The 25,259-nt window shown below is 70.1% G+C and carries 14 protein-coding genes; 9 read left to right on the top strand and 5 right to left on the bottom strand.

Annotation, left to right across the window (positions count from 1 at the left end; translation table 11 throughout):
* Positions 1-42: 42 nt before the first annotated feature.
* Positions 43-3,411 (bottom strand): bifunctional diguanylate cyclase/phosphodiesterase, encoded by a 3,369-nt coding sequence (locus N7L95_RS20725; RefSeq protein WP_301257141.1) that lies wholly within the window; start codon positions 3,409-3,411, stop codon positions 43-45.
* Positions 3,412-3,882: 471 nt separating this feature from the next.
* On the opposite strand from N7L95_RS20725, the gene N7L95_RS20720 reads away from it, so the two are divergent.
* Positions 3,883-4,380 carry a hypothetical protein gene (locus N7L95_RS20720; RefSeq protein ID WP_301257140.1) on the top strand — a complete coding sequence of 166 codons (498 nt, stop codon included), beginning with the start codon at positions 3,883-3,885 and terminating at the stop codon, positions 4,378-4,380.
* Positions 4,381-4,430: 50 nt separating this feature from the next.
* On the opposite strand, the gene N7L95_RS20715 is transcribed toward N7L95_RS20720, so the two are convergent.
* Together N7L95_RS20715 and N7L95_RS20710 are read right to left on the bottom strand one after the other, a co-directional pair.
* The gene (locus N7L95_RS20715; RefSeq protein WP_301257139.1) at positions 4,431-7,151 is read right to left on the bottom strand and encodes a bifunctional diguanylate cyclase/phosphodiesterase; all 2,721 of its coding nucleotides are present in this window, start codon (positions 7,149-7,151) and stop codon (positions 4,431-4,433) included.
* A 107-nt stretch (positions 7,152-7,258) separates the two neighbouring features.
* Positions 7,259-8,860 carry an ABC transporter permease gene (locus N7L95_RS20710; RefSeq protein WP_301257138.1) on the bottom strand — a complete coding sequence of 534 codons (1,602 nt, stop codon included), beginning with the start codon at positions 8,858-8,860 and terminating at the stop codon, positions 7,259-7,261.
* A 127-nt stretch (positions 8,861-8,987) separates the two neighbouring features.
* Between N7L95_RS20710 and N7L95_RS20705 the strand changes: the two genes are divergently transcribed.
* The 6 genes from N7L95_RS20705 (at position 8,988) to N7L95_RS20680 (ending at position 17,052) form a co-directional block, all read left to right on the top strand.
* A complete protein-coding gene (locus tag N7L95_RS20705) occupies positions 8,988-10,079 on the top strand; it encodes an ABC transporter ATP-binding protein (RefSeq protein ID WP_301257137.1) in 1,092 nt (363 codons plus the stop codon).
* 140 nt (positions 10,080-10,219) lie between these two features.
* Positions 10,220-11,716, top strand: a complete 1,497-nt coding sequence (locus N7L95_RS20700; protein WP_301257136.1) for a S41 family peptidase — start codon at positions 10,220-10,222, stop codon at positions 11,714-11,716.
* A gap of 465 nt (positions 11,717-12,181) precedes the next feature.
* Complete coding sequence (locus N7L95_RS20695; protein ID WP_301257135.1) at positions 12,182-12,940, top strand: HesA/MoeB/ThiF family protein; 759 nt, start codon at positions 12,182-12,184, stop codon at positions 12,938-12,940.
* A 135-nt stretch (positions 12,941-13,075) separates the two neighbouring features.
* Positions 13,076-13,978: an LOG family protein gene (locus N7L95_RS20690; RefSeq protein WP_301257134.1), complete on the top strand. Its 903-nt coding sequence runs from the start codon at positions 13,076-13,078 to the stop codon at positions 13,976-13,978.
* Between the two features lie 45 nt (positions 13,979-14,023).
* A complete protein-coding gene (gene rocF, locus N7L95_RS20685) occupies positions 14,024-14,938 on the top strand; it encodes an arginase (RefSeq protein ID WP_301257133.1) in 915 nt (304 codons plus the stop codon).
* A 53-nt stretch (positions 14,939-14,991) separates the two neighbouring features.
* On the top strand, positions 14,992-17,052 hold the full coding sequence (locus tag N7L95_RS20680; protein ID WP_301257132.1) for a TonB-dependent receptor family protein: 2,061 nt from the start codon (positions 14,992-14,994) through the stop codon (positions 17,050-17,052).
* Between the two features lie 9 nt (positions 17,053-17,061).
* On the opposite strand, the gene N7L95_RS20675 is transcribed toward N7L95_RS20680, so the two are convergent.
* Together N7L95_RS20675 and N7L95_RS20670 are read right to left on the bottom strand one after the other, a co-directional pair.
* The gene (locus N7L95_RS20675; RefSeq protein ID WP_301257131.1) at positions 17,062-17,457 is read right to left on the bottom strand and encodes a YkvA family protein; all 396 of its coding nucleotides are present in this window, start codon (positions 17,455-17,457) and stop codon (positions 17,062-17,064) included.
* Positions 17,454-19,919 (bottom strand): ligase-associated DNA damage response DEXH box helicase, encoded by a 2,466-nt coding sequence (locus N7L95_RS20670; RefSeq protein WP_301257130.1) that lies wholly within the window; start codon positions 19,917-19,919, stop codon positions 17,454-17,456. Before N7L95_RS20670 ends, N7L95_RS20675 begins: the two co-directional genes overlap by 4 nt.
* Positions 19,920-20,332: 413 nt before the next feature.
* Here N7L95_RS20670 and N7L95_RS20665 point away from each other — a divergent pair, with 413 nt between their 5' ends.
* A complete protein-coding gene (locus N7L95_RS20665) occupies positions 20,333-22,120 on the top strand; it encodes a DUF885 domain-containing protein (RefSeq protein WP_301257129.1) in 1,788 nt (595 codons plus the stop codon).
* 297 nt (positions 22,121-22,417) lie between these two features.
* Positions 22,418-25,162, top strand: a complete 2,745-nt coding sequence (locus N7L95_RS20660; protein ID WP_301257128.1) for a TonB-dependent receptor plug domain-containing protein — start codon at positions 22,418-22,420, stop codon at positions 25,160-25,162.
* Positions 25,163-25,259 lie beyond the last annotated feature (97 nt).

The raw sequence follows: 25,259 nt of genomic DNA, 5'->3' as shown, positions 1-25,259 counted from the left end.
GCATGCACGTCGGCCTGCCAGGACAAGTTGGAAATCGGGTGATCAGGCGGCCACGCTCGGGCCAATCAGATTGCGCAGGTCGCGGGCGAGGAAGGCGCCCATCTCGGCGGCGGAAATGGGCTTGCTCAGGTAGTAGCCCTGGATCAGGTCACAGCCGTTGCTGCGCAGAAAACCCACCTGCTCCACCGTCTCGACGCCTTCGGCCACCACCCGCATGCGCAGGCTCTGCGCCAGGCTCACGATGCCGGCCGTCAGGGCCGCAGCGTCGGTATCGCCCGGCAGGTCCTTGATGAAGGAGCGGTCGATCTTCAGCGTGCTCAGCGGGAAGCGTTGCAGGTAGGACAGCGAGGAATACCCAGTGCCGAAATCGTCGATCGCCAGCGACACGCCCATCTCCCGCACCTCTTGCAGCAGCGCCGCCGCCCGCACCGGGTTGTGCATGACGCCACTCTCGGTGATCTCCAGCTCCAGCAGCGAGGCGTCGAGGCCGGACTCCGCCAGGATCTGGGCCACTTCGCTGGGCAGCTGGGGGCTGTTGAGCTGGCGCGGCGACAGGTTCACGCTCACCTGCACCGGCGTGCCGGCATCGCGCCACACGCAGGCGTCGCGGCAGGCGGTTTCCAGCGCCCACTGGCCCAGGCCCTCGATCAGTCCGGTTTCCTCGGCCAGCGGAATGAACTGCGCCGGCGAGACCATGCCCAGCGTCGGATGGCGCCAGCGCATCAGCGCCTCGACCCCGGTCACGGTGCGGGTGTGCAGGTCCATCTTCGGCTGGTAGACCAGCGACAGCTCCTCGCGCTCCAGGGCGCGCCGCAGCGCGCTCTGCAGCTCCAGCTGCTCCTGGCCATCGGCATTCATCTGCGCCGAGTAGAAGTGGTAGGTGCTGCGGCCCTTGGACTTGGCGCGGTACATGGCGGTGTCGGCATTCATCAGCAGCGACTCCACGTCACGCCCGTCCTCGGGATACACGCTGATGCCGATGCTGGCGGTGGCTGGCAGCTCACGGCCATCCACCACGAAGGCCTCGCCGCAACGCTCCAGCAGCTTGGTCACCGGGGTGATGGCGTCGGTCGCGTCGTCCAGGTCCTCCAGCACCACCACGAACTCGTCGCCGCCGAAGCGGGCCACGGTGTCGGTCTCGCGCACCGTCTCGGTCAGCCGGCGGGCGCAGCAGCGCAGCACCGCGTCGCCAGCGCTGTGGCCCAGGCTGTCGTTGATGTACTTGAAGCGGTCCAGGTCCAGGAACAGCACCGCCAGGCGCTTGTTGTGGCGGGCCGCGCGCTTGATGGACTGCGACAGCCGCTCATGCAGCAGCGGCCGGTTGGCCAGCCCGGTCAGCGCGTCGTGCGCGGCGAGGTGGCGCAGGGCCTGCTCGGCCTCCTTGCGCTGCAGGTACTGCGCCAGCTGGCTGGCGATCGACTCGGCGAAGCTCATCACTTCGCGGTCCACCGGCAAGGGCGCGCGGCTGAAGAACTCGAGCACGGCGATCGTCTGGCGCGCCACCACCGGCACCGCCAGCGCCGTGCGCATGCCGCCACGGCGGGCGATCTGCTCGCGCTCGTGCGCGGCGAACGACACCGGCACGGCGCGCCAGGAAGCGCTGCCGCTGTCCCAGGCGGGCGCCATGCTGCTGCCTGCGACAGGGCCGCTCCAGGCGGTCATCTCGTGGGCGAAGTCGGCCAGTTCGGCCGGCTGCGCCGCATGCCAGCTCTGCAGGGCACGCAGGCGGCCGTCGCTCGACACGGTCCAGCACACCGCCATGTCCCAGCCCAGCAGCGGCGTCACGCCGCCCAGCACATAGCTGACGGCCGACTCCACTTCACCGTCGGCCGCCAGCTGGCGGGCGATGTCGTGGGCCAGCTGCAGGCGCAGCGCGGCCTTCTTGCGGGAGGTTTCGTCGCGCACCGTGCCGCGCAGGGTCAGCTTGCCGTTCTCGCTGCAGCGTTCGAAGTTGGCATGCACCCAGCGCTGCGTGCCGTCCGGCAACAGCAGCTGGTGCTCCACCTCGGCGGTGTCACCGCATTCGCTGGCCCGGTCGATGGCCTCGCGCACCTCGTCGCGCTGCTCCTGGGGCACCAGGGCCAGCAGCTGCGGCACACCGGGGGCCGGCGAGCCGGCCGTGAAGCCGTAGATGCGGCGCGCCTCGCGGGAGCATTCGATCTCTCCGCTCTGGTAGTCGAACACCCAGCTGCCCACCTTGGCCAGGCCCTGGGCCTCGGCCAGGCGCCGCTCGCTGGTGCGCAGGCTCTGGGTCATCTGCCGCGCCAGCGCCACCGCGCGGCGTTGCGATCCCATCACCGACACCAGCACGCCGGCCAGCAGCAGGCTGATGGTGATGCCACCGAACAGGATCACCGTCGGCAGCGCGCGGTCCTGTGCCGCGGCATCGTAGGCCGGCGGCGCCGACACCTCGACCATCCACACCCGCCCGCCGAGCACGAAGGACTGCACGCGGCGCAGCGTGCTCGTTGCACCGGCCGTCGCCGGCAGCTCCTTGCCGGTCAGGCCGGCCGGATGGTCGGTGTCGAACAGCAGCCGCTCGGCATCCAGCGGCATCTCGGGGGCCGACGCCAGGGCTTGGCCGGCCAGGTGGGGGCCGCCGTCGTACAGACGCAGCCGCAGCCCGCCGTGCGGCAGCTGCAGCCCGCCCAGCATGGCGGAAACGCGCACGCCGGCACCCACCGAGCCGAGATAGGCGGCGCGTCGCTGCGCCACGCTGTCCACCGGCATGCCCGAGCGATACACCGGCAGGCGCAGCGCCAGGCCGACGTGTGCATTCGGCCCGCGGCTCTGGATGGTGCGGCCGGAGGACGTCAGCATGCCGGAGTCGCGCATGCGCTCCAGCGCCGCCAAGGCGGCCGGCTGGGCGGCGATGTCGCGGCCCAGCACCTGCTCGTTGCCCTTGAGCGGTTCGACGAAGGCAAACGGCTGGTAGCCGGGGCGTTCACCCGGCGGCAGGATCAGCCCGGCACCCGGGGCACCGTCCTGGCGCAGCTGTGCCTCGAAGGCCTGGCGCTCGCCCGGCGCGACATAGGGCGCGTAGTTGAGCACCTGGAAACCGGGGAAGTGGTTGTTCAGTTCCAGCGAACGGGCATAGCGCGCGAAGCGTTCGCGGGTCACCTCGCCGGTGTCGAACAGGGCGCGCAGGCCCTGCAGCACCTCGACATACGCGGCGAAGCGCCGCTCGACCTGCACGGTGGCATTGCCGGCCTGGTTGTCGAAGCGCAGCTGCGATGCCAGCTGCGCATCCTCGCGGGCCGAACGGCTCAGCCCGATCGACAGTGCCACGCCGGCCAGCAGGACCAGAGCCGGCACGCCCAGCGACTGCAGCCCGGCCAGACGCGACGCGCGCGGCACGGCCGTGGCTGCGTAAGCGGCCGGGGTCGGGATCTCTTGCTCGGGGATGTTCACTGAACGACACCTGCTGAGCAGGCCGAGTGCGAGCGTTCGGCTCACTGTCCGAACCATCGGACGATGCCTGCGGGGACACGCCCCTGGAATGTCGGTAACTGTAAAAACCGCCGGCCTCGCGGTCTGTCAGGTTTTTTCCAACACACGTGTGAGGCGAGCGCGATGCCAGGCGTCAGCCCCGCCGCTCGGGCGCGTCGGCCGTGGCGGGCAGCGGCATTTCTTCACGGTCGAGCCGGCCCTGGCGCTCAGCTTGCGCCTTGAACGGCCGATGAAGCAGCCGTGCCACGCCCTGCCCCGCCCCGTCCCCTGCTGCCCGGGGAGGGCGCTCGCCGCCGCAGCGGCACGCTCGCCAGGACGCGATAGATGGCAATCCTGCGCAGTCCGACACACCGCGCGCGGCGCCGCCGCGTCACAAGAACGGCCGGCCCGGCTAGAGTCGGGCCTCTCTCCCTTTCTTGCCCGGTCGTCCTCGTGCAGCGCCTGCGTCGCCTATTCCTCTCCGATTCGGTGCGACCGGCCAGCAACGGCTGGATGCCGGTGGTGCTCACCCTCACGCCCGGCCGCGCCGGCCATGCCTTCATCGAGAAAGCCTGCCGCCGCTTCGAGCCGCAGGCCAGCGTGATGGCCTGCATCGGCACCGGCGACCTGCTGCTCAAGACCAGCGTCTACGCTCCCGACCTCGTGGTGGTGGACCCGCTGGCCTGCGGGCCGGAGCTGCCCGCCCTGCTCTGGCAGCTGCGCGATGCACGGCCGACGATGGCCATCCTGGCGCTGGCCTCCGATGCCGACATCGCCGCCCTGCAGCGCAACGAGCTGCCTGGCGTGGATGCAGCGCTCACACCCGCCGAGCTGGTGCACTGGCTGGCCGAAGGCCTGGCCCGGCTGCGCTGCCGGGTGCAGCTGGCTGCGCTGGCGCTCGGACCTTCCTTCGACACGACCCAGGCGGCGGAACTCGCGCCCCTGCCATGAGCCACCGCGGCTGACACAAGGCGGGTGGCAGCGTCGCGCCGCCGCGCGCTTCACTGCACCCCGGCCTGCGCCGGCTGCTGCCCGAGCAGCGCGTCGAACTGCGAAGCCGGCATCGGCTTGCCCAGCAGGTAGCCCTGCGCCTCGTTGCAGTGGTGGGCCTTCAGGAAGTCCAGCTGCAACTCGGTCTCCACCCCTTCGGCGACGATGCGCACCCCCAGGCTGTGCGCCATCGCGATGAGTGCGCGCACCAGCCGGCCGTCACTCTGCTCGTCACGCAGGCGGGCGACGAAGGAGCGGTCGATCTTGAACTTGTCCACCGGCAGCTCCTGGAGGTAGGACAGGCTGGAATAGCCGACGCCGAAGTCGTCGATCGCCACACCCACGCCCAGCGCCCGCAGGCGCTGCAGCATGAAGGCGGCACGCTGGGTGTCGCGGACCACCGCGCTTTCGGTGATTTCCAGCTCCAGCAGTTGCGCCGGCAGGCCGGTGGCCGCCAGGGCGTCGCTCACCTCCTGCACCGGGTCGCCGGCCTCCAGCTGGCGTGGCGACAGGTTGACCGCAATGCGCAACGGCCCGCCGCCCCGGTTCTGCCAGCCGAGTGCGGTCGCGCAGGCCTCGCGCAGCGCCCAGCGGCCGATGGGCACGATCAGGCCGGTTTCCTCGGCCAGCGGGATGAAGTCGTTCGGCGGCACCAGTCGCCCGCCGCGTTGCCAGCGCACCAGCGCCTCGGCGCCCACCAGCCGGCCGCTGCTGCAGTCGAACTGCGGCTGATAGTGCAGCACCAGTTCCTGGCGCTCCAGCACCCGGTGCAGGTCGGCTTCCAGCTGCAGGCGGGCGGTCGAGGCGTCGCTGCGGCCGGGCTGGAACTGCCGGAAGGTGTTGCGGCCGCTGGCCTTGGCGTCGTACATGGCGGTGTCGGCATGGCGCATCAGGCTGGCCAGGTCGGTACCGCCCGCCGGATAGGTGACGCCGCCGATGCTGGGGGTCACCCGCAGTTCCTGGTTGCCTGCCGTCAGCGGGGGCTCCAGCGCCTGCAGGATCTTGCGTGCCACACGCTCGCACTCGCCCTCGCCGGCCGGGTGCGGCAGCAGCACGACGAACTCGTCGCCGCCCATGCGCGCCACCGTGTCGGTGGCACGCACCGCGGCGCGCAGCCGCTGGGCCACCTCGCACAGCACCCGGTCGCCCACGTGGTGGCCCAGCGAGTCGTTGATGTTCTTGAAGCGGTCGAGGTCGATGAACAGCAGCGCCAGCTGCCCCTGCTCGCGCCGCGCCCGCACGATGGAAGCGCCCAGGCGGGCCTCCAGCAGCGCCCGGTTGGGCAGGCCGGTCAGCGCATCGTGGTGCGCCATGTGGCGCATCCGCTCCTCGATCTGGCGGCGCTCGGACACATCGCGCAGGATGCCCACATGCTGGTTCCCCTGGCCCAGCGCCATCTCGTTGAACACCACGTCGAGCGGGAAGCTGGAGCCGTCGCGCCGGCGGCCGGCCACCTCGCGCACCCCGGCCCCGGGCATCACCGAGAAGGGCCCGTCGATGAAGTCCGCCATCGGCCGGCCGAGGAACTGCGCCTCGTCCGTCCCGAACATGCGCTGCGCCGCCAGGTTGGCGCTGCGCACCCGGCCTTCGGCGTCGAGGGTGACGATGCCGTCCGGCGTGCTGTCGAACACCGCCCGCAGGCGCGAGGCGTTCTCCCAGGCCTCGCGCCCGAGCCGGCGCGCGATCTCGGTGGCGCGCTCGTAGCGCACGGCAAAACTCATGAGGGCCGCGAAGGAGGCCAGGCTGGCCAGCAGGCCGCCCATCAGCAGGGCCACCGGAGAGCCGGCGCGCCAGTACTCGCGATGCTGCCGCCCCAGGCTGACACGCCAGAGCCGGCCTCCGGCGGCGACCACCTGCCGGTACACATCGACCTCAGCCGGCTCGAAGCGGCCGGCGTCGGGGCGGCTGTCGGCCAGCAGCTCGGGCCGCATGGCGGGGCCGCCCTCGGGACCGATGTCTTCCAGGCGCAGCCGCAGGTCCGGCTGGGCCTGGTGCAGCACGTCGGCCATGATGTCGGTCGCCCGGAAGATGCCCGACACCTGGCCGATGTAGGCCTGCCGGCGCTGCGCCACATCGGCCAACGGGCTGCCACGACGGTAGACCGGCAGGCGCAGTGCGAAGCCCTTGGCGCCCTGCAGCAGCTGGACCGGCGCGGTGGCCTGGGGGCGCCCGCTGTCGCGGGCGCGCTCCACCACCGGCCGGTGGGCGCCGGCGCCCAGGGTGTCGAAGCCCATCGCCACCTCGTTGCCCTCGTAGGGCTCGCAATAGGCCACGCTGAGGTACTGCGGCCGATTGCCCGGCGGGTGGATGTGAAAGTCCGGATAGCCTTCCGGGCGCAGGCTGCGGTCCTGCCGCAGGCGTTGCTCGAAGGCGGCCCGGCCGGCATCGTCCATCAGCACCGAATACTGCACCGCCAGCACGCCGGGATGGCGCTGGCGCACCGCCATCGCCTGGAAATGCGCGTGAAAATCGGTCCGCGAGACCTCGGAGTGGGTGTGGAACAGGCTCTGGAAGCTGGTCAGCAGCTCGACGTACTGCCCCAGCCGCGCATCGATGCGCGCCGCGGCACGGCGGCCCTCCTGCTCCAGCAGTTCATCGGACTGCCGCTGCATCTCGCCGGCGGTGTGCAGCCAGCCGTAGCCGCTCAGCAAGGCCCCCACCGCGAGCACCAGCCAGGCCAACACCTTGTAGGTGTTGCCCCGCTTGGGCAGCGACTGCAGGAACGCCTCCATGCCTCTCCTTTCAATACCACCGGCGAGGCCGGACGCGGCTCATCCACCGGGCGCTGGCCCTTTATCGGCGCCGGCGTGCCGACATTGAGCCCGCGCCAGCAGCAGCCTCAACGGTCGCGCATCGCCCGTGACAGCAGCAGCACCGGCAGCAGGCCGACCAGCACGATCGCCAGCGACGGCAGCGCCGCCTCGCCCAGCCGCTCGTCCTTGGCCAACTGGTAGGCCACCACCGCGAGCGTGTCGCTGTTGAAGGGGCGCAGCACGTAAGTGGCCGGCAATTCCTTCATCACGTCGACAAACACCAGCAGGGCTGCCGCAAAAGCCGAGCGCCGCAGCAGCGGCAGGTGCACCGTGCGCAGCAGCCGCCAGCGGGAGCTGCCCAGCATGCGGGCCGATTCATCCAGTGTGGCAGGAATGCGCGCATAACCGGCCTCCACCGATTGCAGGGCGACGGCAGAAAAACGCACCAGGTAGGCGTACATCAAGCCGAACACCGTGCCGGTGACCAGGGCCGCCGCCCCGCTGGCCGGCCAGACCGACTGCAGCCAGCCGGCCGGCAGCAGGATGCCCACCGAGATCACCGCTCCCGGCACCGCATAGCCCAGCGAGGCCACGCGCGCGGCCAGGCGCAGCTCCGGCCGCGGCTTCAGGCGCAGCGCAAAGGCCAGCGCCAGCGCCAGCAGCGCTGCCAGCAAGGCGGCCAGGCCGGCCAGCTTGAAACTGCTCCAGGCCCAGACCGCAAAACGCGCCCACGGCACGCCGAACTCACCATGCTGCACCTCCAGCCACAGCAGCCGCAGCAGCACCAGCACCGGCAGCACAAAACCCAGCAGCACCGGCAAGGCGCACCAGGCACAGGCCAGCACGGCTTGCCGTCCGTTGAGCCGGACCGGCCGTGATTCCTGGCTCGACGAGCCGCCCGAGCGCGCCGTCGCGAAACGCAAGCGCTTCTGCGCCCGGTGCTCGAACCACAGCAGCAGCGCCACCACCGCCAGCAGCACGGTGGCCAGCTGCGCGGCGGCCACCCGGTCGTCCATCGACAGCCACGCCTTGTAGATGCCGGTGGTGAAGGTGGTGAGGCCGAAGTAGGAGCCCACTCCGTAGTCGGCCAGTGTCTCCATCAAGGCAAGAGCGACACCGGCGGCCAGTGCCGGCCGTGCCAGCGGCAGCGCCACCTGGCGCACCCGCCGGGCGGTGCCCGCGCCAAGCAGCCGGGCCGCCTCCATCAGGTGCACGCCGCGCTCGCTCAAGGCCGCACGGGTCAACAGGTAGGCATAGGGGTAGAGGCAGAAGATGAACATCGGCACCGCACCGCCCAGGCTGCGCACGTCGGGCAGCACCGCGCCCTGCGCCCCGGTCAGCTCGCGCAGCGCGCTCTGCAGCGGGCCGCTGTACTGGAGGAAATCGGTGTAGGCATATGCCATCACATAGGCCGGCATCGCCAGCGGCAGCAGCAGCGCCCAGCTGAAGAAGCGGCGGCCGGGGAAGTCGAACAAGCTGACCGCAGCAGCCGTCGTGCCGCCCACCACCGCCACGCCCGCCGCCACCCAGGCGCTCAGCACGAACGAGGTCCAGGCATAGCCCGGCAACACGGTCACCAACTGGTGCCAGAGCACTTCGTGGCTGCCGGAGTCGACGGCGCCCCAGGACGCCAGCACGCCGAGCACCGGCAGGGCGAGCAGCAAAGTCAGAACAGTGATCAGGCGCATGAGGCAGGGCAAGGCGGCCGGGCCCTGCCCCAGGGCAGGCACAGCCGCGTACTGTGAATGAGAACTGTAATCATTTGTTCTCGGGGCGGCATATCATAGGGTGCATTCCGGCCGTTTTCTCCGCTCCATGTTTCTTGAAATCGAACACGTCGTCATCCGCTACCCCGGCAGCCAGGCGACCCACCCCGCCGTCGACGATGTGTCCTTCACGCTGCAAGCCGGCGAGATTGGCGTGCTGATCGGCCCCTCGGGCTGCGGCAAGACCTCGCTGTTGCGGGCCATCGCCGGACTGGAGCGCATCCAGGGCGGCCGCGTCAGGATCGCCGGCCAGGCGCTCAGCGAGGTCGGCGGCGGCCGGCCGCTGCACCTGCCGCCCGAGCGCCGCCAGATCGGCATGGTGTTCCAGGACTACGCCCTGTTCCCGCACCTCACGGTGGCGCAGAACATTGCCTTCGGCATCCCGCACCTGGGGCGTGCGGCCCGCCAGCAACGGGTGGCCGAGATGCTCGATCTGGTCGGCCTGGGCCAGGTGGCGCAGCGCCTGCCGCACCAGCTGTCCGGCGGCCAGCAGCAGCGCATCGCCCTGGCGCGGGCGCTGGCGCCCCAGCCGCGCCTGCTGTTGCTGGACGAGCCGTTCTCCAATCTCGACGTCGACCTGCGCGAGCGGCTCGCGCAGGAGGTACGCGCCATCCTCAAGCAAGCCTCCACCACCGCGCTGCTGGTGACGCACGACCAGCTGGAGGCGTTTGCCGTCGGCGACCTGATTGGCGTGATGTACCAGGGCCGGTTGCAGCAGTGGGACGATGCCTACCAGCTCTACCACCGCCCAACCACCCGTTTCGTCGCCGACTTCATCGGCCATGGCGTCTTCACGCCGGCGCGCATCGTCGACTCGGCGCGCGGCCCGGTGGTGCGCACCCCGCTGGGCGACCTGATCGACCTGCAGGAATGCCCGCTGCCGAGCGCCTATCCCGCCGGCGAGTGCGACGTGCTGCTGCGCGCCGACGACATCGTGCACGACGACGAGAGCCCGGTGAAGGCCAGGATCGAACGCAAGGCCTTCCGCGGCTCCGAGTTCCTCTACACGCTGCGCCTGGCCAGCGGTGAGCAGGTGCTTGCACACGTGCCCTCTCACCATGACCACTCGCCGGGCGAGTGGATCGGCATCCGGCCGGAGGTCGACCATGTCGTGACATTTCCCCGGGGAATGCCGGCCTGAAGAAGCGGGCGCACGCCAACCGAGCGATCTGGCTGCAACTTTCCGGCCATTTCGACGCTCAGACCCGGTGGGCCCGGTCCTATACTGAAGCCCAATCCGAGCCCCCCTCCTGAGAACCCTTCATTGAGGATTGCGCGCACATGAGTGCCTCCCCGAATATCGCTTTGAGCAAGCATCGCGCGCCGGTCGGTGCCAAGCTGAAAATCGCCGGCTGGATCTCGCTGGGGGCGGTCGCAGGCGCGCTCGCCACGATGCAGCTACAGGCCACCGCTCGCAATACCTCGCTGGCACCGCTGCCGCTGGAAGAGCTGCAGCAGCTGGCCGCGGTGTTCGGCATGGTCAAGTCTGACTATGTCGAGCCGGTCGACGAGAAGAAGCTGATCACCGACGCGATCGGCGGCATGGTGTCCGGCCTCGACCCCCATTCGCAGTACTTCGACAAGAAGACCTTCAAGGAATTCCGCGAAGGCACGACCGGCCGCTTCGTCGGCGTCGGCATCGAGATCGGCATGGAAGACGGCCTGGTCAAGGTCGTCACGCCGATCGAAGGCTCGCCCGCCTTCCGCGCCGGCCTCAAGAGCGGCGACCTGATCACCAAGATCGACGACACGGCGGTCAAGGGCCTGTCGATCGACCAGGCCGTCAAGCGCATGCGCGGCGAGCCCAACACCAAGGTGCTGCTGACCATCTTCCGCAAGGCCGAGAGCCGCACCTTCCCGGTGAGCATCACCCGCGAGGAGATCCGGGTGCAGAGCGTGCGTGCGAAGATGATCGAGCCCGGCTATGCCTGGCTGCGCGTCAGCCAGTTCCAGGACCGCACGGTGGACGACTTCGTGCGCAAGCTCGAAGAACTCTACAAGCAGGACCCGGGCCTCAAGGGCATCGTGCTCGACCTGCGCAACGACCCGGGCGGCCTGCTCGAGGGCGCGGTGGCCATCGCCTCCACCTTCCTGCCCAAGGACGTTCCGGTGGTCTCGACCAACGGCCAGATCGCCGAGTCCAAGCAAATCTTCAAGGCCAACCCGAGCGACTATGTGCGCCGCGGCGGCGGTGACCCGCTCAAGCGGCTGCCCGAGGCGGTGAAGAACGTGCAGCTGGTGGTGCTGGTCAACGAAGGCTCGGCCTCGGCCAGCGAGATCGTGGCTGGCGCGCTGCAGGACCACAAGCGCGCCATCGTGATGGGCTCCCAGACCTTCGGCAAGGGCTCGGTGCAGACCGTGCGCCAGCTCACCGCCGACACCGCGCTGAAGCTCACCACCGCCCGCTACTACACGCCCAGCGGCCGCTCCATCCAGGCCAAGGGGATCGTGCCGGACGTGATGATCGACGAGACGGCGGAAGGCAACCTGTATTCGGCCCTGCGCATGCGCGAGGCCGACCTGCAGAAGCACCTGGTCAGCGGTACCGAGAAGGAAGAAAAGGACCCGGCCCGCGAAAAGGCGCGCGAGGAAGCCCTCAAGCGCCTGGAGGAAGAAACCGCCAAGGCCGCGAACAAGCCGCCCGCCAAGCCGCTGCCCGAGTTCGGCACCGAAGAAGACTTCCAGCTGCAGCAAGCCCTCAACCGCCTGAAAGGCAAGCCGGTGCTGGTGTCCAAGACCCAGACCGAACGCAAGCCCGAGGAAGCCAAGGCCAACTGAGCCCGCGGCGCCCGATGCTTCTTCAAACGCCCGCGCCTGCGGGCGTTTTCGTTGGTCGTCCCGCGTCTGCGGGCGTTTTGTGGGTCGTCCCACACCCGCGGGCGCCTTTTGTGTCCCCCCGTCCCCGCGGGCGCATCTGTTCGTCCCCCGGCCTTCGCAGGCGCCCTTTTCTCTCCGCGCCCGCCGGCGCTTTGGTCTGCGCCGCGCTCGCCCGCCGTTCTTGTCTTCTCGCCGCACCCGCCACGTGCTTGTTTCTCTCGCCCGCCTCGCCTGCGTTCTTGGGGCTCTCCGGCGTCCCCGCGGGCGCTCGCGCCTCGCTCTCCGCACCGGCCGCCGTGCTTGTTTTCGGCCCTGCCCGGGCAGGCGTCTGCTGGCCGGCGCCCGAGGGCCGATGCCCCTCGCTCACCGGCCCTCGGGCGCACGCTTTCCCGTGCCGCCCGGCGCGGCCTTGGGTATGCTCGCCCGATGAACGACGACCAGCTGCTGCGCTACAGCCGACACCTCCTGCTCAACGAACTCGGTGTGGAGGGACAGGACCGCCTGCTGGCCGGCCATGCCCTGGTGATCGGCGCCGGCGGCCTTGGATCGCCGGCCGCGCTCTACCTCGGCACCGCGGGTGTGGGCACCCTGACCGTGGTCGACGACGACACCGTCGACCTCACCAACCTGCAGCGCCAGATCATCCATGACATGAGCCGCATCGGCGAGCCCAAGGCGCAGTCGGCGGCGCGCAGTATCGCCGCCATCAACCCCGATGTGCGGGTGCGCCCCATCACCCGCCATGCCGACGCAGCGCTGCTGGCCGAGCGGGTGCGCGAGGCCGACGTGGTGCTCGACTGCAGCGACAACTTCGCCACCCGCCAAGCCGTGAACCGCGCCTGCGTCGAACAAGGCCGGCCGCTGGTCAGCGGGGCAGCCATCCGCTTCGACGGCCAGGTGACGGTCTACGACGTGAGGCAGCCGGACTCGCCCTGCTACGCCTGCCTGTTCCCGCCCGACCAGCAGTTCGACGAAGTGCGCTGCGCCACCATGGGGGTGTTCGCGCCGCTGGTGGGCATCGTCGGCGCGGTGCAGGCCGCCGAGGCGCTGAAGCTGCTGGCCGGCATCGGCAGCCCGATGCATGGCCGGCTGCACATGCTCGACGGCCTGGCAATGGCCTGGAACGAGATCCGCGTGCCGCGCAACCTGGCCTGCCCGGTGTGCAGCGGCCGGCCGGCGCCTTGACGCGCCACGGTCGCGTCGGCACGCACCTTGCCCGTCTGCGAGGCAGTAACGATTTGCAGAGCCAGCAGGGGCACGGCACGCCGGTCGGGTGGGTCAGCTAAGCTGGCGCACTGTGAATCACACTTGGTGTATTGCATGGAACAAAAGCGTCAGACAGCGCCCGCCCGCAACTTCCCCTCGGCACAGGAAGATGCCGCCGCCGCCACCGAGCTGCCCCGCTACGGCGGCCCCGAAAGCGCCTACCGCCTCGCCTTCAGCGACACCGATTTCCTGCTGCGCGAGGAGCTGCGCCCGGTCCGCATGCAGCTGGAGCTGCTGAAGCCGGAACTGGTGCAGCGTGAGCACGGCATCGAGGCCACCATCGTCATCTTCGGCAGCGCCCGCATTCCGCCGCGCGACGTCTCGCAGCAACTGCTGGAGGAAGCACGCCGCGGCGGTGACCCGGTGCTGATCCGGCATGCCGAGGCGCGCGTGGGCATGTCGCGCTACTACGAGGAGGCGCGCCGCTTCGCGACGCTGGCCACCGAGGCCTCGCGGCAGCTCGACCCGCCGCTGTACGTCGTCACCGGTGGCGGCCCCGGCGTGATGGAGGCCGGCAATCGTGGCGCCTTCGAAGCCGGCGGCAAGAGCATCGGGCTCAACATCGTGCTGCCGCACGAGCAGGAGCCCAACCCCTATGTGACGCCGGAGCTGTGCTTCCTGTTCCACTACTTCGGCCTGCGCAAGATGCACTTCCTGATGCGCTCGGTCGCGCTGGTGTGCTTCCCCGGTGGCTTCGGCACGATGGACGAGCTGTTCGAGGTGCTGACCCTGATGCAGACCGGCAAGTGCCGCCGCCGCCCGGTGCTGCTGTTCGGCCGAGAGTTCTGGACCCGCCTGATCAACTTCGACGTGCTGGTCGACACCGGCATGATCTCGCCCGACGACGTGGGGCTGTTCCAGTTCGTCGAGTCGGCCGACGAGGCCTGGGCGATCATCCGCAGCGCCTATGAACAGGACCACCCGCCGGCCGAGCGCGGCCATGCCGATGACGTCTGAGCCGCTTCCATTCCCTTTCCTTGCCCGATCCAGGAGCCACACACCATGCCCATTCCAGTCAGCCTGATCGGCGCGCCGACCGACGTCGGCGCCGGTGCCCGCGGCGTGTCCATGGGGCCCGAGGCCCTGCGGGTGGCGGGTCTGCAGACCATGCTGGAGTCGATGGAGTGCCCGGTCTTCGACCGCGGCAACCTCAACGGCCCGCCCAACCCGTGGCTGCCGGCCAGCGACGGCTACCGCCACCTGGCCGAGGTGGTGGCCTGGAACACGGCGGTGCATGCGGCAGTGCATGCCGAGCTCAAGCTCGGCCGCCTGCCCATCCTGCTGGGGGGTGACCACTGCCTGGGCATCGGCTCGATCAGCGCCGTGGCGCGCCACTGCCGCGAGCAGGGCAAGAAGCTGCGGGTGCTGTGGCTCGACGCGCATGCCGACTTCAACACCAGCCTGATCACGCCGAGCGGCAACATCCACGGTATGCCGGTGGCTTGCCTGTGCGGCCACGGCCCCGAGCCGCTGGTGCAGATCGGCGGGCATGTGCCGGCCATCACGCCGCAGTCGGTGCGCCAGATCGGCATCCGCAGCGTGGACGAAGGCGAGAAGCGCTTCGTCCATGAAATGGGGCTGGAGGTGTTCGACATGCGCTACATCGACGAGATGGGCATGCGCCACACCATGGAGCTGGCGCTGGCCATGATGGACAGCAACACCCACCTGCATGTGAGCTTCGATGTCGACTTCCTCGACCCCGACGTGGCGCCCGGTGTCGGCACCACCGTGCGGGGCGGCCCGACCTACCGCGAGGCCCAGCTCTGCATGGAGATGATCTATGACAGCGGCCGCCTCGGCTCGCTCGACGTGATGGAGCTGAATCCGGCGCTGGACGTGCGCAACCAGACCGCCGAGATCGCGGTGGACCTGATCGCCAGCCTGTTCGGCAAGTCCACCCTGATGCGCCGCTGACCGCCCGCGCCCACCGACCGATGCGCTGCTGCTTGCGCTGGCCGGCGGCCGCCGTGTGCGCGCTGCTGTGCGGGCGCCCGGTGCTGGCCGCGGACGCCGCCGCCGTCCAGCGGCTGGAGCCGGTGGTGGTGACCGGCTCGCGGGCGGAGACCCGCGTGTTCGATGCGCCTTACGCCATCGGCGTGATCGACGCCGAGGCGCTGCGCGCGGCCGGCCCGCGGGTGGACCTCTCCGAGGCCCTGGCGCGCGTGCCCGGCCTGGCGGCCTACAACCGCCACAACCATGCCCAGGACCTGCAGATCAGCTCGCGCGGCTTCGGCGCCCGCGCGGCCTTCGGCGTGCGCGGACTGCGGCTCTACACCGACGGCATTCCTGCCACGATGCCCGACGGCACCGGCCAGGCCACGCACTTCGACCTGCAGGGCGCCGAGCGCATCGAGGTGCTGCGCGGGCCCTTCTCGGCCCTCTATGGCGCCAGCTCCGGCGGCGTCATCGCGCTGGTGACGCGGCCGCCGCAGCGGCGCCAGGCGGTGCTGGGCCTGGACCTCGGCAGCCACGGCAGCCGGCAGGTGCATGCCCGCCTCGAGACGCCGCTGGCCAATGGCTGGAATGTGCGCGCCGGCCTCCTCGGCTGGCAAACCGACGGCCTGCGGCCGCACAGCGAGGCGCGCCGCACCCTGGCGCAGTGGCGGCTGGGCTGGCAGGGCGGGCGCGACACCCTCACCTGGCACGCCAGCGCGCTGGAACAGCCAGCCGACGACCCCCTGGGCCTGGACCGCAGCACCTACCAGCGCACGCCACAGGGCAGCCTGCCCGAAGCCACTCGCCATGACACCCGCAAGACGGTGCGCCAGCAGCAGCTCGGCCTGCACTGGGAGCGCCGCTACGACGGCACACCGCTGGAGCGCACCGAGCTGACGGCCTACCTCGGCCAGCGCCGGGTCGAGCAATGGCAGGCCATACCGCCACAGCCGCAACTGCGGCCGGGGCATGGCGGCGGCGTGGTGGGCCTGTCGCGCCGCTATCACGGGCTGGACCTGCGGGCGCACTGGCGCTGGCACGGCGTGCAGCTGGTCGCCGGCGTGGCCCGCGAGCGGCAGGGTGACACCCGGCGCGGCTGGCAGAACTTCACTGGCGGTGCCGACGCGCCCCAGCTCGGCATGCGCGGGCCGCTGCGGCGCGACGAAGCCAATGTGGCGGCCAGCACCGATGTCTATGCGCAGGGCCGCTGGCCCCTTGGCGCTGCGGTGGTCGGCACGCTGGGGCTGCGGCATGGCGAGCTGCGCCTGTCGTCCAGCGACCGCTACCTGGCCAACGGGGACGACTCCGGCGACCGCCGCTTTCGCTACACCCAGCCGGTGGCCGGCCTGCAATGGCTGGCCGCGCCTCGCCTGAGCCTGTATGCCAGCGCCGGTCGCGGCTTCGAGTCGCCGACGCTCAACGAGCTGGCCTACCGCAGCAACGGCGACGCCGGCTTCAACCAGACGCTGCGGCCGCAGCGCAGCCGCCAGCTGGAGCTCGGCGCCAAGTGGCGCAGCACGGACGCGGGCACGGCACTCGACGCGGCCGGGTTCCAGGCCGACACCGACGACGAGATTGGCGTACTCTCGAACAGCGGTGGCCGCTCGGTGTTCGGCAATGTCGGGCGCACCCGCCGCCGCGGGCTGGAGCTGGGCTGGCAGCAGCGCTGGTCGGCCCACTGGAAAACGCAGGCCGCCTTCACCGTGCTGGATGCCGCCTACCGAAGCCGGCCCGCGGCAGGCGCCGCCGGCGGCAGTCGCCGCATCGCCGGCACCACCCCACGCAGCGCCTTCATCGACCTGGCCTGGCAGCCCGCCGCCGGCCATGAACTGGCCATCGAATGGCGCGGCCAGGGCCGCATGCCGGTGGACGACGCCAACAGCGATTTCGCCGCCGGCCATGGGCTGTGGGCGCTGCGCGCGGCCTGCTCGCTGCAGGACAGCACCGGCCAGGGCCCGCAGCTGCAGCTTCGCCTGGACAACCTGGCCGACCGCCGGCACATCGGCAGCGTGATCGTCAATGAAGGCAACCGCCGCTACTTCGAACCCGGGGCGCCCAGGCGCTGGTGGCTCGGCCTCTCGTGGCGGCTCTGAGCCGGCGCCTCAGCCTCCGAAGCGCCCGGCCACCCACCACAGGAACAGGCCGAACAGCACCAGCCACAGCAGCACGATCAACCCGGCGCCCCACAGGATGCGAGGCAGCTTGCTGCGGGTGGCCTCGGCTTCGCGCAGGCGCGCTTCCCACAGGGGCCGCGGCGTCAGCTTCACCGCCAGCGCCACGCCCAGCGGCAGCAGCACCAGGTCGTCGAGCTGGCCCAGCACCGGGATGAAGTCGGGAATCAGGTCGATCGGGCTGACCGCATAGGCCAGCACGGCCACCGCCACGCACTTGGCCAGGCGCGGCGTCTCGGGATGCTGGAAGAGCTTCCACAGCGCGATCAGGTAGGTGGCCAGGCGCGCCTTGTCGGCAGTCCGCACCAGGCGCGTGAGCTTGCTCATGTCGGAACCTCGGGAACTTCGCTATCGGCGGCCGCCCGGTGCGCTTCCTTCAGCAGGCGCTCGAGCCGGTCGGCCAGCTTCTCGGTGCTCAGCTGCTCGCGGAAGCGCTCCACCATCAACGGCAGCGACAGCGGGCTGGGGTGCTCGAGCTGCACGTCTTCGATGCGCCGGGCCGCCATGGCAGTGAGGGTCTGGTTCAGGCGGCGGATGTCGAGCTCCTGGCTCAGCACTTCCTGGTCAGCCTGGCTCAGCAGCAGGTTGCCTGCATCGTACTTGCGAAACACCTCGAAGAACAGCGAGCTCGAGGCCTGCAGCTGCTTCATGCTCTTCGGCGCGCCCGGGTAGCCGGTGAAGATGAGCCCCGCCACCCGGGCGATTTCACGAAAGCGCCGCTGCGCCAGCTCCGAGGAGTTCAGGCTGGCGAGCACGTCCTCCAGCAAGGCCCCGGTGTCGAAGGCCGACTTGTCGAGCACCGCCTCGGCGTCGATCGGCAACGCGCTGAGCAACTCCAGCCCATAGTCATTGACCGAGAGGCTGAAGGTATTGGGCTGGTGGCGCGACAGCCGCCAGGCCAGCAGGCTGGCCAGGCCGATGTGCACATGCCGGCCAGCGAAGGGATAGAGATATAGGTGGTGGCCTTCGCGCGAGCGGTAGCGCTCCACCAGCAAGGTCTCGGGCGTCGGCAGGCGCGACAGCCGCTGCTGGGTTTGCAGCATGTCGCGGGCGGCCTGCAGCTCCGGGGCATCGAACTGTCCTTGCCGGGCCGCGCCGAGCAGCTCCTGCACCATGTCACCCATCTCGGTGGACAGCGGCATCTTGCTGCCGTTCCAGCGCGGCACTGCCCCACTCTTGCGCTCGGCCCGCTTCACATAGGCCACCAGGTCCTGCACCCGGATGAACTCCAGCAGGCGGCCACCGAAGAGGAAGCAGTCGCCCTTGCGCAGGCGGGCGATGAAGCTCTCTTCGATGCTGCCGATGCGGCCGCCGCTGAGGTACTTCACCTGCATCGTCGCGTCCGCCACGATGGTGCCGATGGACAGCTTGTGCCGCCGCGCAATGCCGCGGTCCGGCACACGCCAGATGCCGTCGACCTGCGCCACCCGGTGGTATTCCGGGTAGGCCGACAGGCTCTCGCCACCGCGCTCCACGAAGCGCAGCGCCCATTGCCATTCATGCGGGGCAAGGCCGGCGTAGGCGTAGGTGCTGCGCACCTCCTCGTACAGCGCCTCCGACTGGAAGCCGCCGCCCAGCGCCACCGTGACCAGGTGCTGCACCAATACGTCCAGCGGCTTGTCGGGCGAGGTGCGCTTCTCGATGCGGCCGAGCAGGGCCGCCCGCCGTGCGGCAGCCGCCTCCACCAGCTCCAGCGTGTGGGTCGGCACCAGCGTCACGCGACTCGGCCGTCCCGGCGCGTGGCCGCTGCGGCCGGCGCGCTGCAGCAGGCGCGCCACGCCCTTGGGCGAGCCGATCTGCAGCACCCGCTCCACCGGCGCGAAGTCCACCCCCAGGTCCAGCGAAGAGGTGGCCACGACGGCCTTCAGCCGCCCCTCCTTCAGCCCCAGCTCGACCCATTCGCGCACTTCCTTGTCCAGCGAACCGTGGTGCAGCGCCACCAGGCCGGCCCAGTCAGGGCGGGCCTCCAGCAACATCTGGTACCAGATCTCGGCCTGCGACCGGGTGTTGGTGAACACCAGCGTGCTGGCCGAGCGCTCGATCTCGTCGACCACCGGCTGCTGCATCTGCGCCCCTAGATGGCCTGCCCACGAGAAGCGGCCCGGCTCGTGGGGAATCAGCGTGTCGATCACCAGCGACTTGTCGATCCGCCCCCGCACCAGCACGCCCTGCTTCGAGGCGAGAAGCACCTCCATGGCCTGCTCCAGGTTACCCAAGGTTGCAGTGAGCCCCCAGGTGGACAAACCCGGATTCCAGCGCCGCAGCCGGGCGAGCGCCAGCTGCACTTGCACGCCGCGCTTGCTGGCGATCAGCTCATGCCATTCGTCCACCACCACGGTGTGCACCTGGGCCAGTTCCTCGCGCGCGTGCTCGCGCGCCAACATCAGGCTCAGCGACTCCGGGGTGGTCACCAGCGCGGTGGGCCAGCGCCGGTCCTGGCGGGCACGCTCGGCGCTCGGCGTGTCACCGGTGCGCAAGCCAACGCTCCACTGTGGAGCAATCTCGGGCAGCGGCCGCAGCAGCGCCCGCTCCGTATCGGCCGCCAGCGCCCGCATCGGTGTGATCCAGATGACCTGCAATGGCGGTTTTGCGCCAGCCGGCATCACCCTGGATCGGCCCCGCAGCAAGGCGCCCAGCCACACCGCATAGGTCTTCCCGGCCCCGGTGGTCGCATGCAGCAAGCCGCTGCGGCCAGCGGCCAGGGCTGTCCACACCTCACGCTGGAAGTCGAAGGGCTGCCAGCCCTGCGCCTGGAACCACTGCTCGGCGAGCCGGTGCTGAGAGTTCATCGTTCCATTATCGAAGTTGCGCAAGCCTCCGCTGCAACCCGGCACGAAACTTGAATTGCGTGCCGATACATGCACTCGTGTCCGGGTTTCCGGACGCACCACGGGAACCGGCTTGAACATCGATTTTCAGCGGCACGCGCCGTCCGCCTCCACGCCCCCGATCCGGCCTGCCCGGGCGCGGGGCGGTGCCCTGCCCCACACATCGTCGCCGGCCGGCCCTTCCCTGCACTCGTCGGCGTCCCGCCCGAGTCGCCCGCCTTCGCAGCCCCCCAGCCTCGTGTCACCCGCCCTTGCCGGCGGCACTTGATCCGAGGCAGCGCTTCATCCACATCCACTGCGCCGGGCCTCGCCGGCGCACCTCACCACGGAGAGCCCGTATGTCCCTTGTGCGCCGCTGTTGTCTTCTGCTTTGCATGGCTGCCATCGTCGGCGGCTGTGCCACCCGCCCAGCGCCCGGCAACAGCCCGGCGGTGCCGGCGCTGGAGCGCCTGATGCAGGAGCACTGGGAGTGGACGATGCAGATCGACCCCGAATGGGCCACCAGCGTGGGCGACCACCGCTATGACGACCGCCTGGCCGACCGCTCGCTGCCGGCGCTGCAGCGGCAGCTGGAGGGCACCCGCGACTACATCCGCCGGCTCAAGGCCGAGGTGCCCCGCGAGCAGCTCGACGATGCCCGCAAGGTGAGCTACGACGTCTTCCTGCACCACCTGGAAGACAGCGAGCAGTCGCTGGGCTTTCCGGCCACCGGCACCATGGTGCTCAGCAACAAGGCCGGCGTGCATCTGGAGTTCCCGCAACTGGTGCTGAACATGCCCTTCCGCACCGAGCAGGACTACCGCAACTACCTGGCCCGGCTGCGCGCGCTGCCCGCCGCCATCGAGCGCGACATCGGCGCCATGCGCCATGGCATGGGCATCGGCTGGGTGACCTTCCGCTCCTCGATGGAGAAGGTGCCGGCGCAGATCGACACCCTGGTCGCCGCGGATGCAGAGCACAGCCCGCTGTACCAGCCGTTCAAGGACCTGCCCAAAGAGCTCACGGCCGCACAGCGCGACGCGCTGGCCCGCGAGGCACGGCAGGTCATCGAGCAGCAGGTGCGGCCCGCCTTCGCCCGCCTGAAGGCCTTCGTGCAGCAGGACTACCTGCCGCGCAGCCCGGTGGAGGGCGGCATGTCGCACTACCCCGGCGGTCCCGAGTACTACCGCTTCATGGTGCGCTCGCAGACCACCACCGACATGGAGCCGCAGCAAATCCACGAGCTGGGCCTGTCCGAGGTGGCCCGGCTGCGCGGCGAGATGGAGAAGCTCATGCTCTCCACCGAGTTCAAGGGGACCTTCCCGCAATTCGTCGACTGGATGAACACGCAGCCGCGCTTCCTGCTGAACTCGCCCGAGGCGCTGCTGGCGCGCTACCGCGACATCGCCAAGCGGGTGGACGCCGAGCTGCCCAAGCTGTTTGCCGAGCTGCCGCGCATGCCCTATGGCATTCGCGCACAGCCTGAGCACGAAGGGCCGGAGTCGCCCGAGTACTACAGCCCCGGCACCGCGGACGGCTCGCGCGCCGGCTGGTTCAATGCCAACGTGATGGCCCTCGAGCGCCGCCCCACCTGGGAGATGGAGGCCCTGTTCCTGCACGAGGCGGTGCCCGGCCACCACCTGCAGAACGCCCGCGCGCTCGAACTCTCGCAGCTGCCCATGCTGCGCCGCGCCAACTGGTATGTGGCCTACGGCGAAGGCTGGGCGCTCTATGCCGAGACACTGGGCAGCTCGCTGGGCCTGTACACCGACCCCTATGCCCGCTTCGGCCAGCTGCGCATGGAGATCTACCGCGCCGCCCGCCTGGTGGTGGACACCGGCATCCATGCTTTCGGCTGGAGCCGCGCCAAGGCCATCTCCTGGATGACCGAGCGCACCGGCATGCGCGAGGAAGAAGTCGCCGCCGAGGTCGACCGCTATTTTGTCTGGCCGGGCCAGGCGTTGGGCTACAAGATCGGCCAGCTGCACATCGCCGGGCTGCGCAACCGCATGCAGCGCGAGCTGGGCGAGTGCTTCGACATCCGCCGCTTCCACAACGCGGTGCTTGACGAGGGCGCCTTGCCGTTGTCGGTGCTGGACCGCTGGATGGACCGCTGGCTGGCCGCCGAGCGCAGCTCCCGCGCCGGCTGCCCCAGGCCGCTGGCCACCGCCGCCGCCTCCTGAGCCGCAGGCCGTTCCGACATGCACGAGATCCAGCAGCCCCGCTGTAGTGCATGCACATCTGCTGCGTATGCACCAGACGCTGCACCGCATGCCCAGCCCGCATGCACGCGACTCGCGGCGCGCGCCGCCGGCCCGCATGCCGCCTGGATCCGTGGCTTTCGCATTTGGCGCGAGCGCATTGGCATCGCCCTTGCCTTGCGCCTCACCGGCCCGTTCCGCGGGCCATTCGGTAGCGGAAAAAAACAACCGCACCAGACCACAACCACCGGGCCACGAGCCCGTGTATCAGGAGAGCGTATGTTCAAGCGAAATCGGCTCGGCTCCGCGATCTGCGGCGCCATTGCCATGGGCGCCTTCGGTGTGGCGCCGCACGGCGCCGTCTGGGCGCAAACCGCCCCGGCCGCACCCGCGGCACAACCGGCGGCTGCTGCCACGCCCTCGGCTCCCGCTGCCCAGCTCGAGAGGGTCGAGATCACGGGCTCCGCGGTGCGGCGCATCCAGGGCGAGACGGCCCTGCCGGTGCAGGTCATCAAACGGGAGGAGATCGAGAAGACCGGGGCGACCTCGGTCAGCGAGCTGATCCAGGCGCTGCCGGCCATGCAGGGCTTCACCAATGACGGTGCGTCCGTCGGTGGCAGCGGCGCTGGCTTCAGCGGCGCCTCCATCCACGGCATCGGCGAGGACAAGACCCTGGTGCTGCTGAATGGCCGGCGCCTGGCGGGCTATGGCGGCCAGGACCTGAACGGCGAGAGCGCCGGCGTGGACCTCAACGTCATCCCGCTGGCCGCCATCGAGCGCATCGAGGTGCTCACCTACGGTGCCTCGGCCCTGTATGGCGCGGACGCGGTGGCCGGGGTGGTGAACTTCATCACCAAGAAGGACACCACCGAGGGCGTCGTGGCCCTGGGCGGCTCGGCCCCCAAGGACGGCGGCCGCGAGGCCCGCTTCAGCCTCTCCAAGGGCTTTGGCGACTACAGCAAGGACGGCTGGAACCTCCTGCTGTCCGGCAGCTATGACAAGCGCGACGAGCTCAAGTCGACCGACCGCGACTTCGCCAGCAGCGGCGTGGTGCCGTTCAAGCACAACGGCAGGCGCTACCGGCTGTTCAACGGCTCACCCGGCACCATCCCCGCCAACCTCATCTCCGGCGGCACCACCACGAACCCCTACCTGGACCGCACCGGCGCCTGCGCCACCCAGTCGGTGCAGGTCGATGGCACCTGCTACTACGACTACGTCAAGGACCTGGAGATCGTCCCGGAGCGTGAGCGCGCGGCCTTCTACGCCTCGGGGTCCAAGGCGCTGGGCACCGACAAGCGCCTGTACGCCGAAGTGCTGCTGGCGAACACCACCACCACCTCGCGCATCGCTCCGTCGCCCGGCTCCATCCGTGTGCAGCCCGGCGACTTCCCGGAAGCGCCGGCCGGCGGCATCGCCCGCTACCGCATGAAGGCGGTCGGCCAGCGCGTCGGCGAGGACCAGAGCAAGGCACGGCACTTCGTGATCGGCTCGGACGGCACGGTGGACCGCTTCGACTACGACGTGTCCTACACGCATTCGGTCAGCAAGTACGAGTCGATCATGAAGAGCGGCTACATGTCCCAGCGCGCTGCGGATGCGGCCCTCCAGCTCATCAACCCCTTCGTTCCGCTCAGCGAGGCGTCGCCGGCCGGGCTGCAGGCCCTGCGCGATGCACAGGTGCGCGGCCTCTACACCGGTGGCGAGAGCACGCTCGACTACCTGCAGGGCCGCCTGTCCACCGAGATCGGCAAGCTCGAAGGCGGCGGGCTGTCGCTGGCCGTCGGCGCCAACTACCTGCGCGACCGCATGGAGACGACCGCCAGCGACCTCGCGCAAGCGAAGAACGACGATGTCCGCTTCGGCGACTCCTCGGCCCTGGTGCCCTACGACGCGAAGCGCCATGCCTGGGGCACCTTCGCCGAGCTGCTAGCGCCGTTGACCAAGCAGCTGGAGCTGGGCGGCTCGGTGCGGTACGACCGCTATTCCGACATGGGCAACGCGACGACCGCGCAAGGCACGGTGCGCTGGCAGCCGGCGCGTGGCGTGCTGGTGCGTGCGTCGGTGGGAACCGGCTTCAAGGCCCCCACGGTGGCGCAGATCAACGCCACCCAGCAGCTGTTCGGCGTGACGGGCGGCAGCTACAGCTGCGACGACGCGCTCGCTGCCGTGGCGGCCCAGAAAGGCGCGCAGTGCCAACCCACCAAGCAGCAGTACGACGTGGTGGCGGCCGGCACGAAGGACCTGGAGCCTGAGAAGTCCAACCAGTGGACCCTGGGCATCCGCCTGGAGCCGACCTCGTCGATCAGCTTCGGCGCCGACCTGTGGAACGTGAAGGTCAAGAACCTCATCTCCTATGTCGACGAGTCGGTGGCCTTCTCCGACCCGCTCGCCTGGAGCAACAAGTTCACCGGCTACGTCGAGAAGGCGACCGGCATCAACTACCTGGCCTTCCGCAAGGACAACGACAACCTCGGCACCCGCCACGACCGCGGGATCGACCTGGACGCGCAAGGCATCGTTGGCACCCCGGCCGGCCGCCTGACGTCGCGCTTCATCGCCACTTACCTGCTGAAGAACGACTACCAGCTGCTCAAGGGCGGCAAGACCTACAGCAGCCTGGGCCGCTTCGGCGAGGACGGCAACGCGAAGGTGCGCTGGCAGGGCCGCTGGATCAACACCCTGCAGTCGGGCGACTTCTCCCACACCCTGACGCTCAACTTCCGCTCCGGCTATGTCGACCAGACCTACCTGGCGGATGACGGTGTGATCGAGGACCTGGACAACGGCAACGCCTATGTCGACATGAAGCGCAAGGTGAAGAGCTTCGTCACCTTCGACTGGCAGACCACCTGGAATATCGCCAAGCAATGGCGCCTCGTCGGCGGTATCCTGAACATTGCCGACAAGGAGCCGCCGCTGTCGATCAAGACTTCGGGCGGTGGTCACATGGTCGGCTATGACGACCGTTACTACGACGCTCGCGGACGCACCTTCTACCTCAACGCGTCCTACACGTTCTGAGTCCCCGCCGCGCCGGCCGGGGACCCGGACCCGCCGGCCGGCGCAGCCGCCCCGTTCTCGTTGACCGCGGGGCCACGAGCCCCGCATGCACTACAGG

The organism is Eleftheria terrae (assembly GCF_030419005.1).
Classification (GTDB): domain Bacteria; phylum Pseudomonadota; class Gammaproteobacteria; order Burkholderiales; family Burkholderiaceae_C; genus Caldimonas; species Caldimonas terrae.
The sequence above is the reverse complement of the archived record's forward strand: the minus strand, read 5'-3'. Positions and strand labels throughout refer to the sequence as shown.

Excerpts from the sequence above, each read along its gene's own strand:
- N7L95_RS20715 (WP_301257139.1), bottom strand. The coding sequence starts at position 7,151 with ATGGAGGCGTTCCTGCAGTCGCTGCCCAAGCGGGGCAACACCTACAAG.
- N7L95_RS20710 (WP_301257138.1), bottom strand. The coding sequence starts at position 8,860 with ATGCGCCTGATCACTGTTCTGACTTTGCTGCTCGCCCTGCCGGTGCTC.
- N7L95_RS20705 (WP_301257137.1), top strand. The coding sequence starts at position 8,988 with ATGTTTCTTGAAATCGAACACGTCGTCATCCGCTACCCCGGCAGCCAG.
- N7L95_RS20700 (WP_301257136.1), top strand. The coding sequence starts at position 10,220 with ATGAGTGCCTCCCCGAATATCGCTTTGAGCAAGCATCGCGCGCCGGTC.
- N7L95_RS20695 (WP_301257135.1), top strand. The coding sequence starts at position 12,182 with ATGAACGACGACCAGCTGCTGCGCTACAGCCGACACCTCCTGCTCAAC.
- N7L95_RS20690 (WP_301257134.1), top strand. The coding sequence starts at position 13,076 with ATGGAACAAAAGCGTCAGACAGCGCCCGCCCGCAACTTCCCCTCGGCA.
- rocF (WP_301257133.1), top strand. The coding sequence starts at position 14,024 with ATGCCCATTCCAGTCAGCCTGATCGGCGCGCCGACCGACGTCGGCGCC.
- N7L95_RS20675 (WP_301257131.1), bottom strand. The coding sequence starts at position 17,457 with ATGAGCAAGCTCACGCGCCTGGTGCGGACTGCCGACAAGGCGCGCCTG.
- N7L95_RS20670 (WP_301257130.1), bottom strand. The coding sequence starts at position 19,919 with ATGAACTCTCAGCACCGGCTCGCCGAGCAGTGGTTCCAGGCGCAGGGC.
- N7L95_RS20665 (WP_301257129.1), top strand. The coding sequence starts at position 20,333 with ATGGCTGCCATCGTCGGCGGCTGTGCCACCCGCCCAGCGCCCGGCAAC.
- N7L95_RS20660 (WP_301257128.1), top strand. The coding sequence starts at position 22,418 with ATGTTCAAGCGAAATCGGCTCGGCTCCGCGATCTGCGGCGCCATTGCC.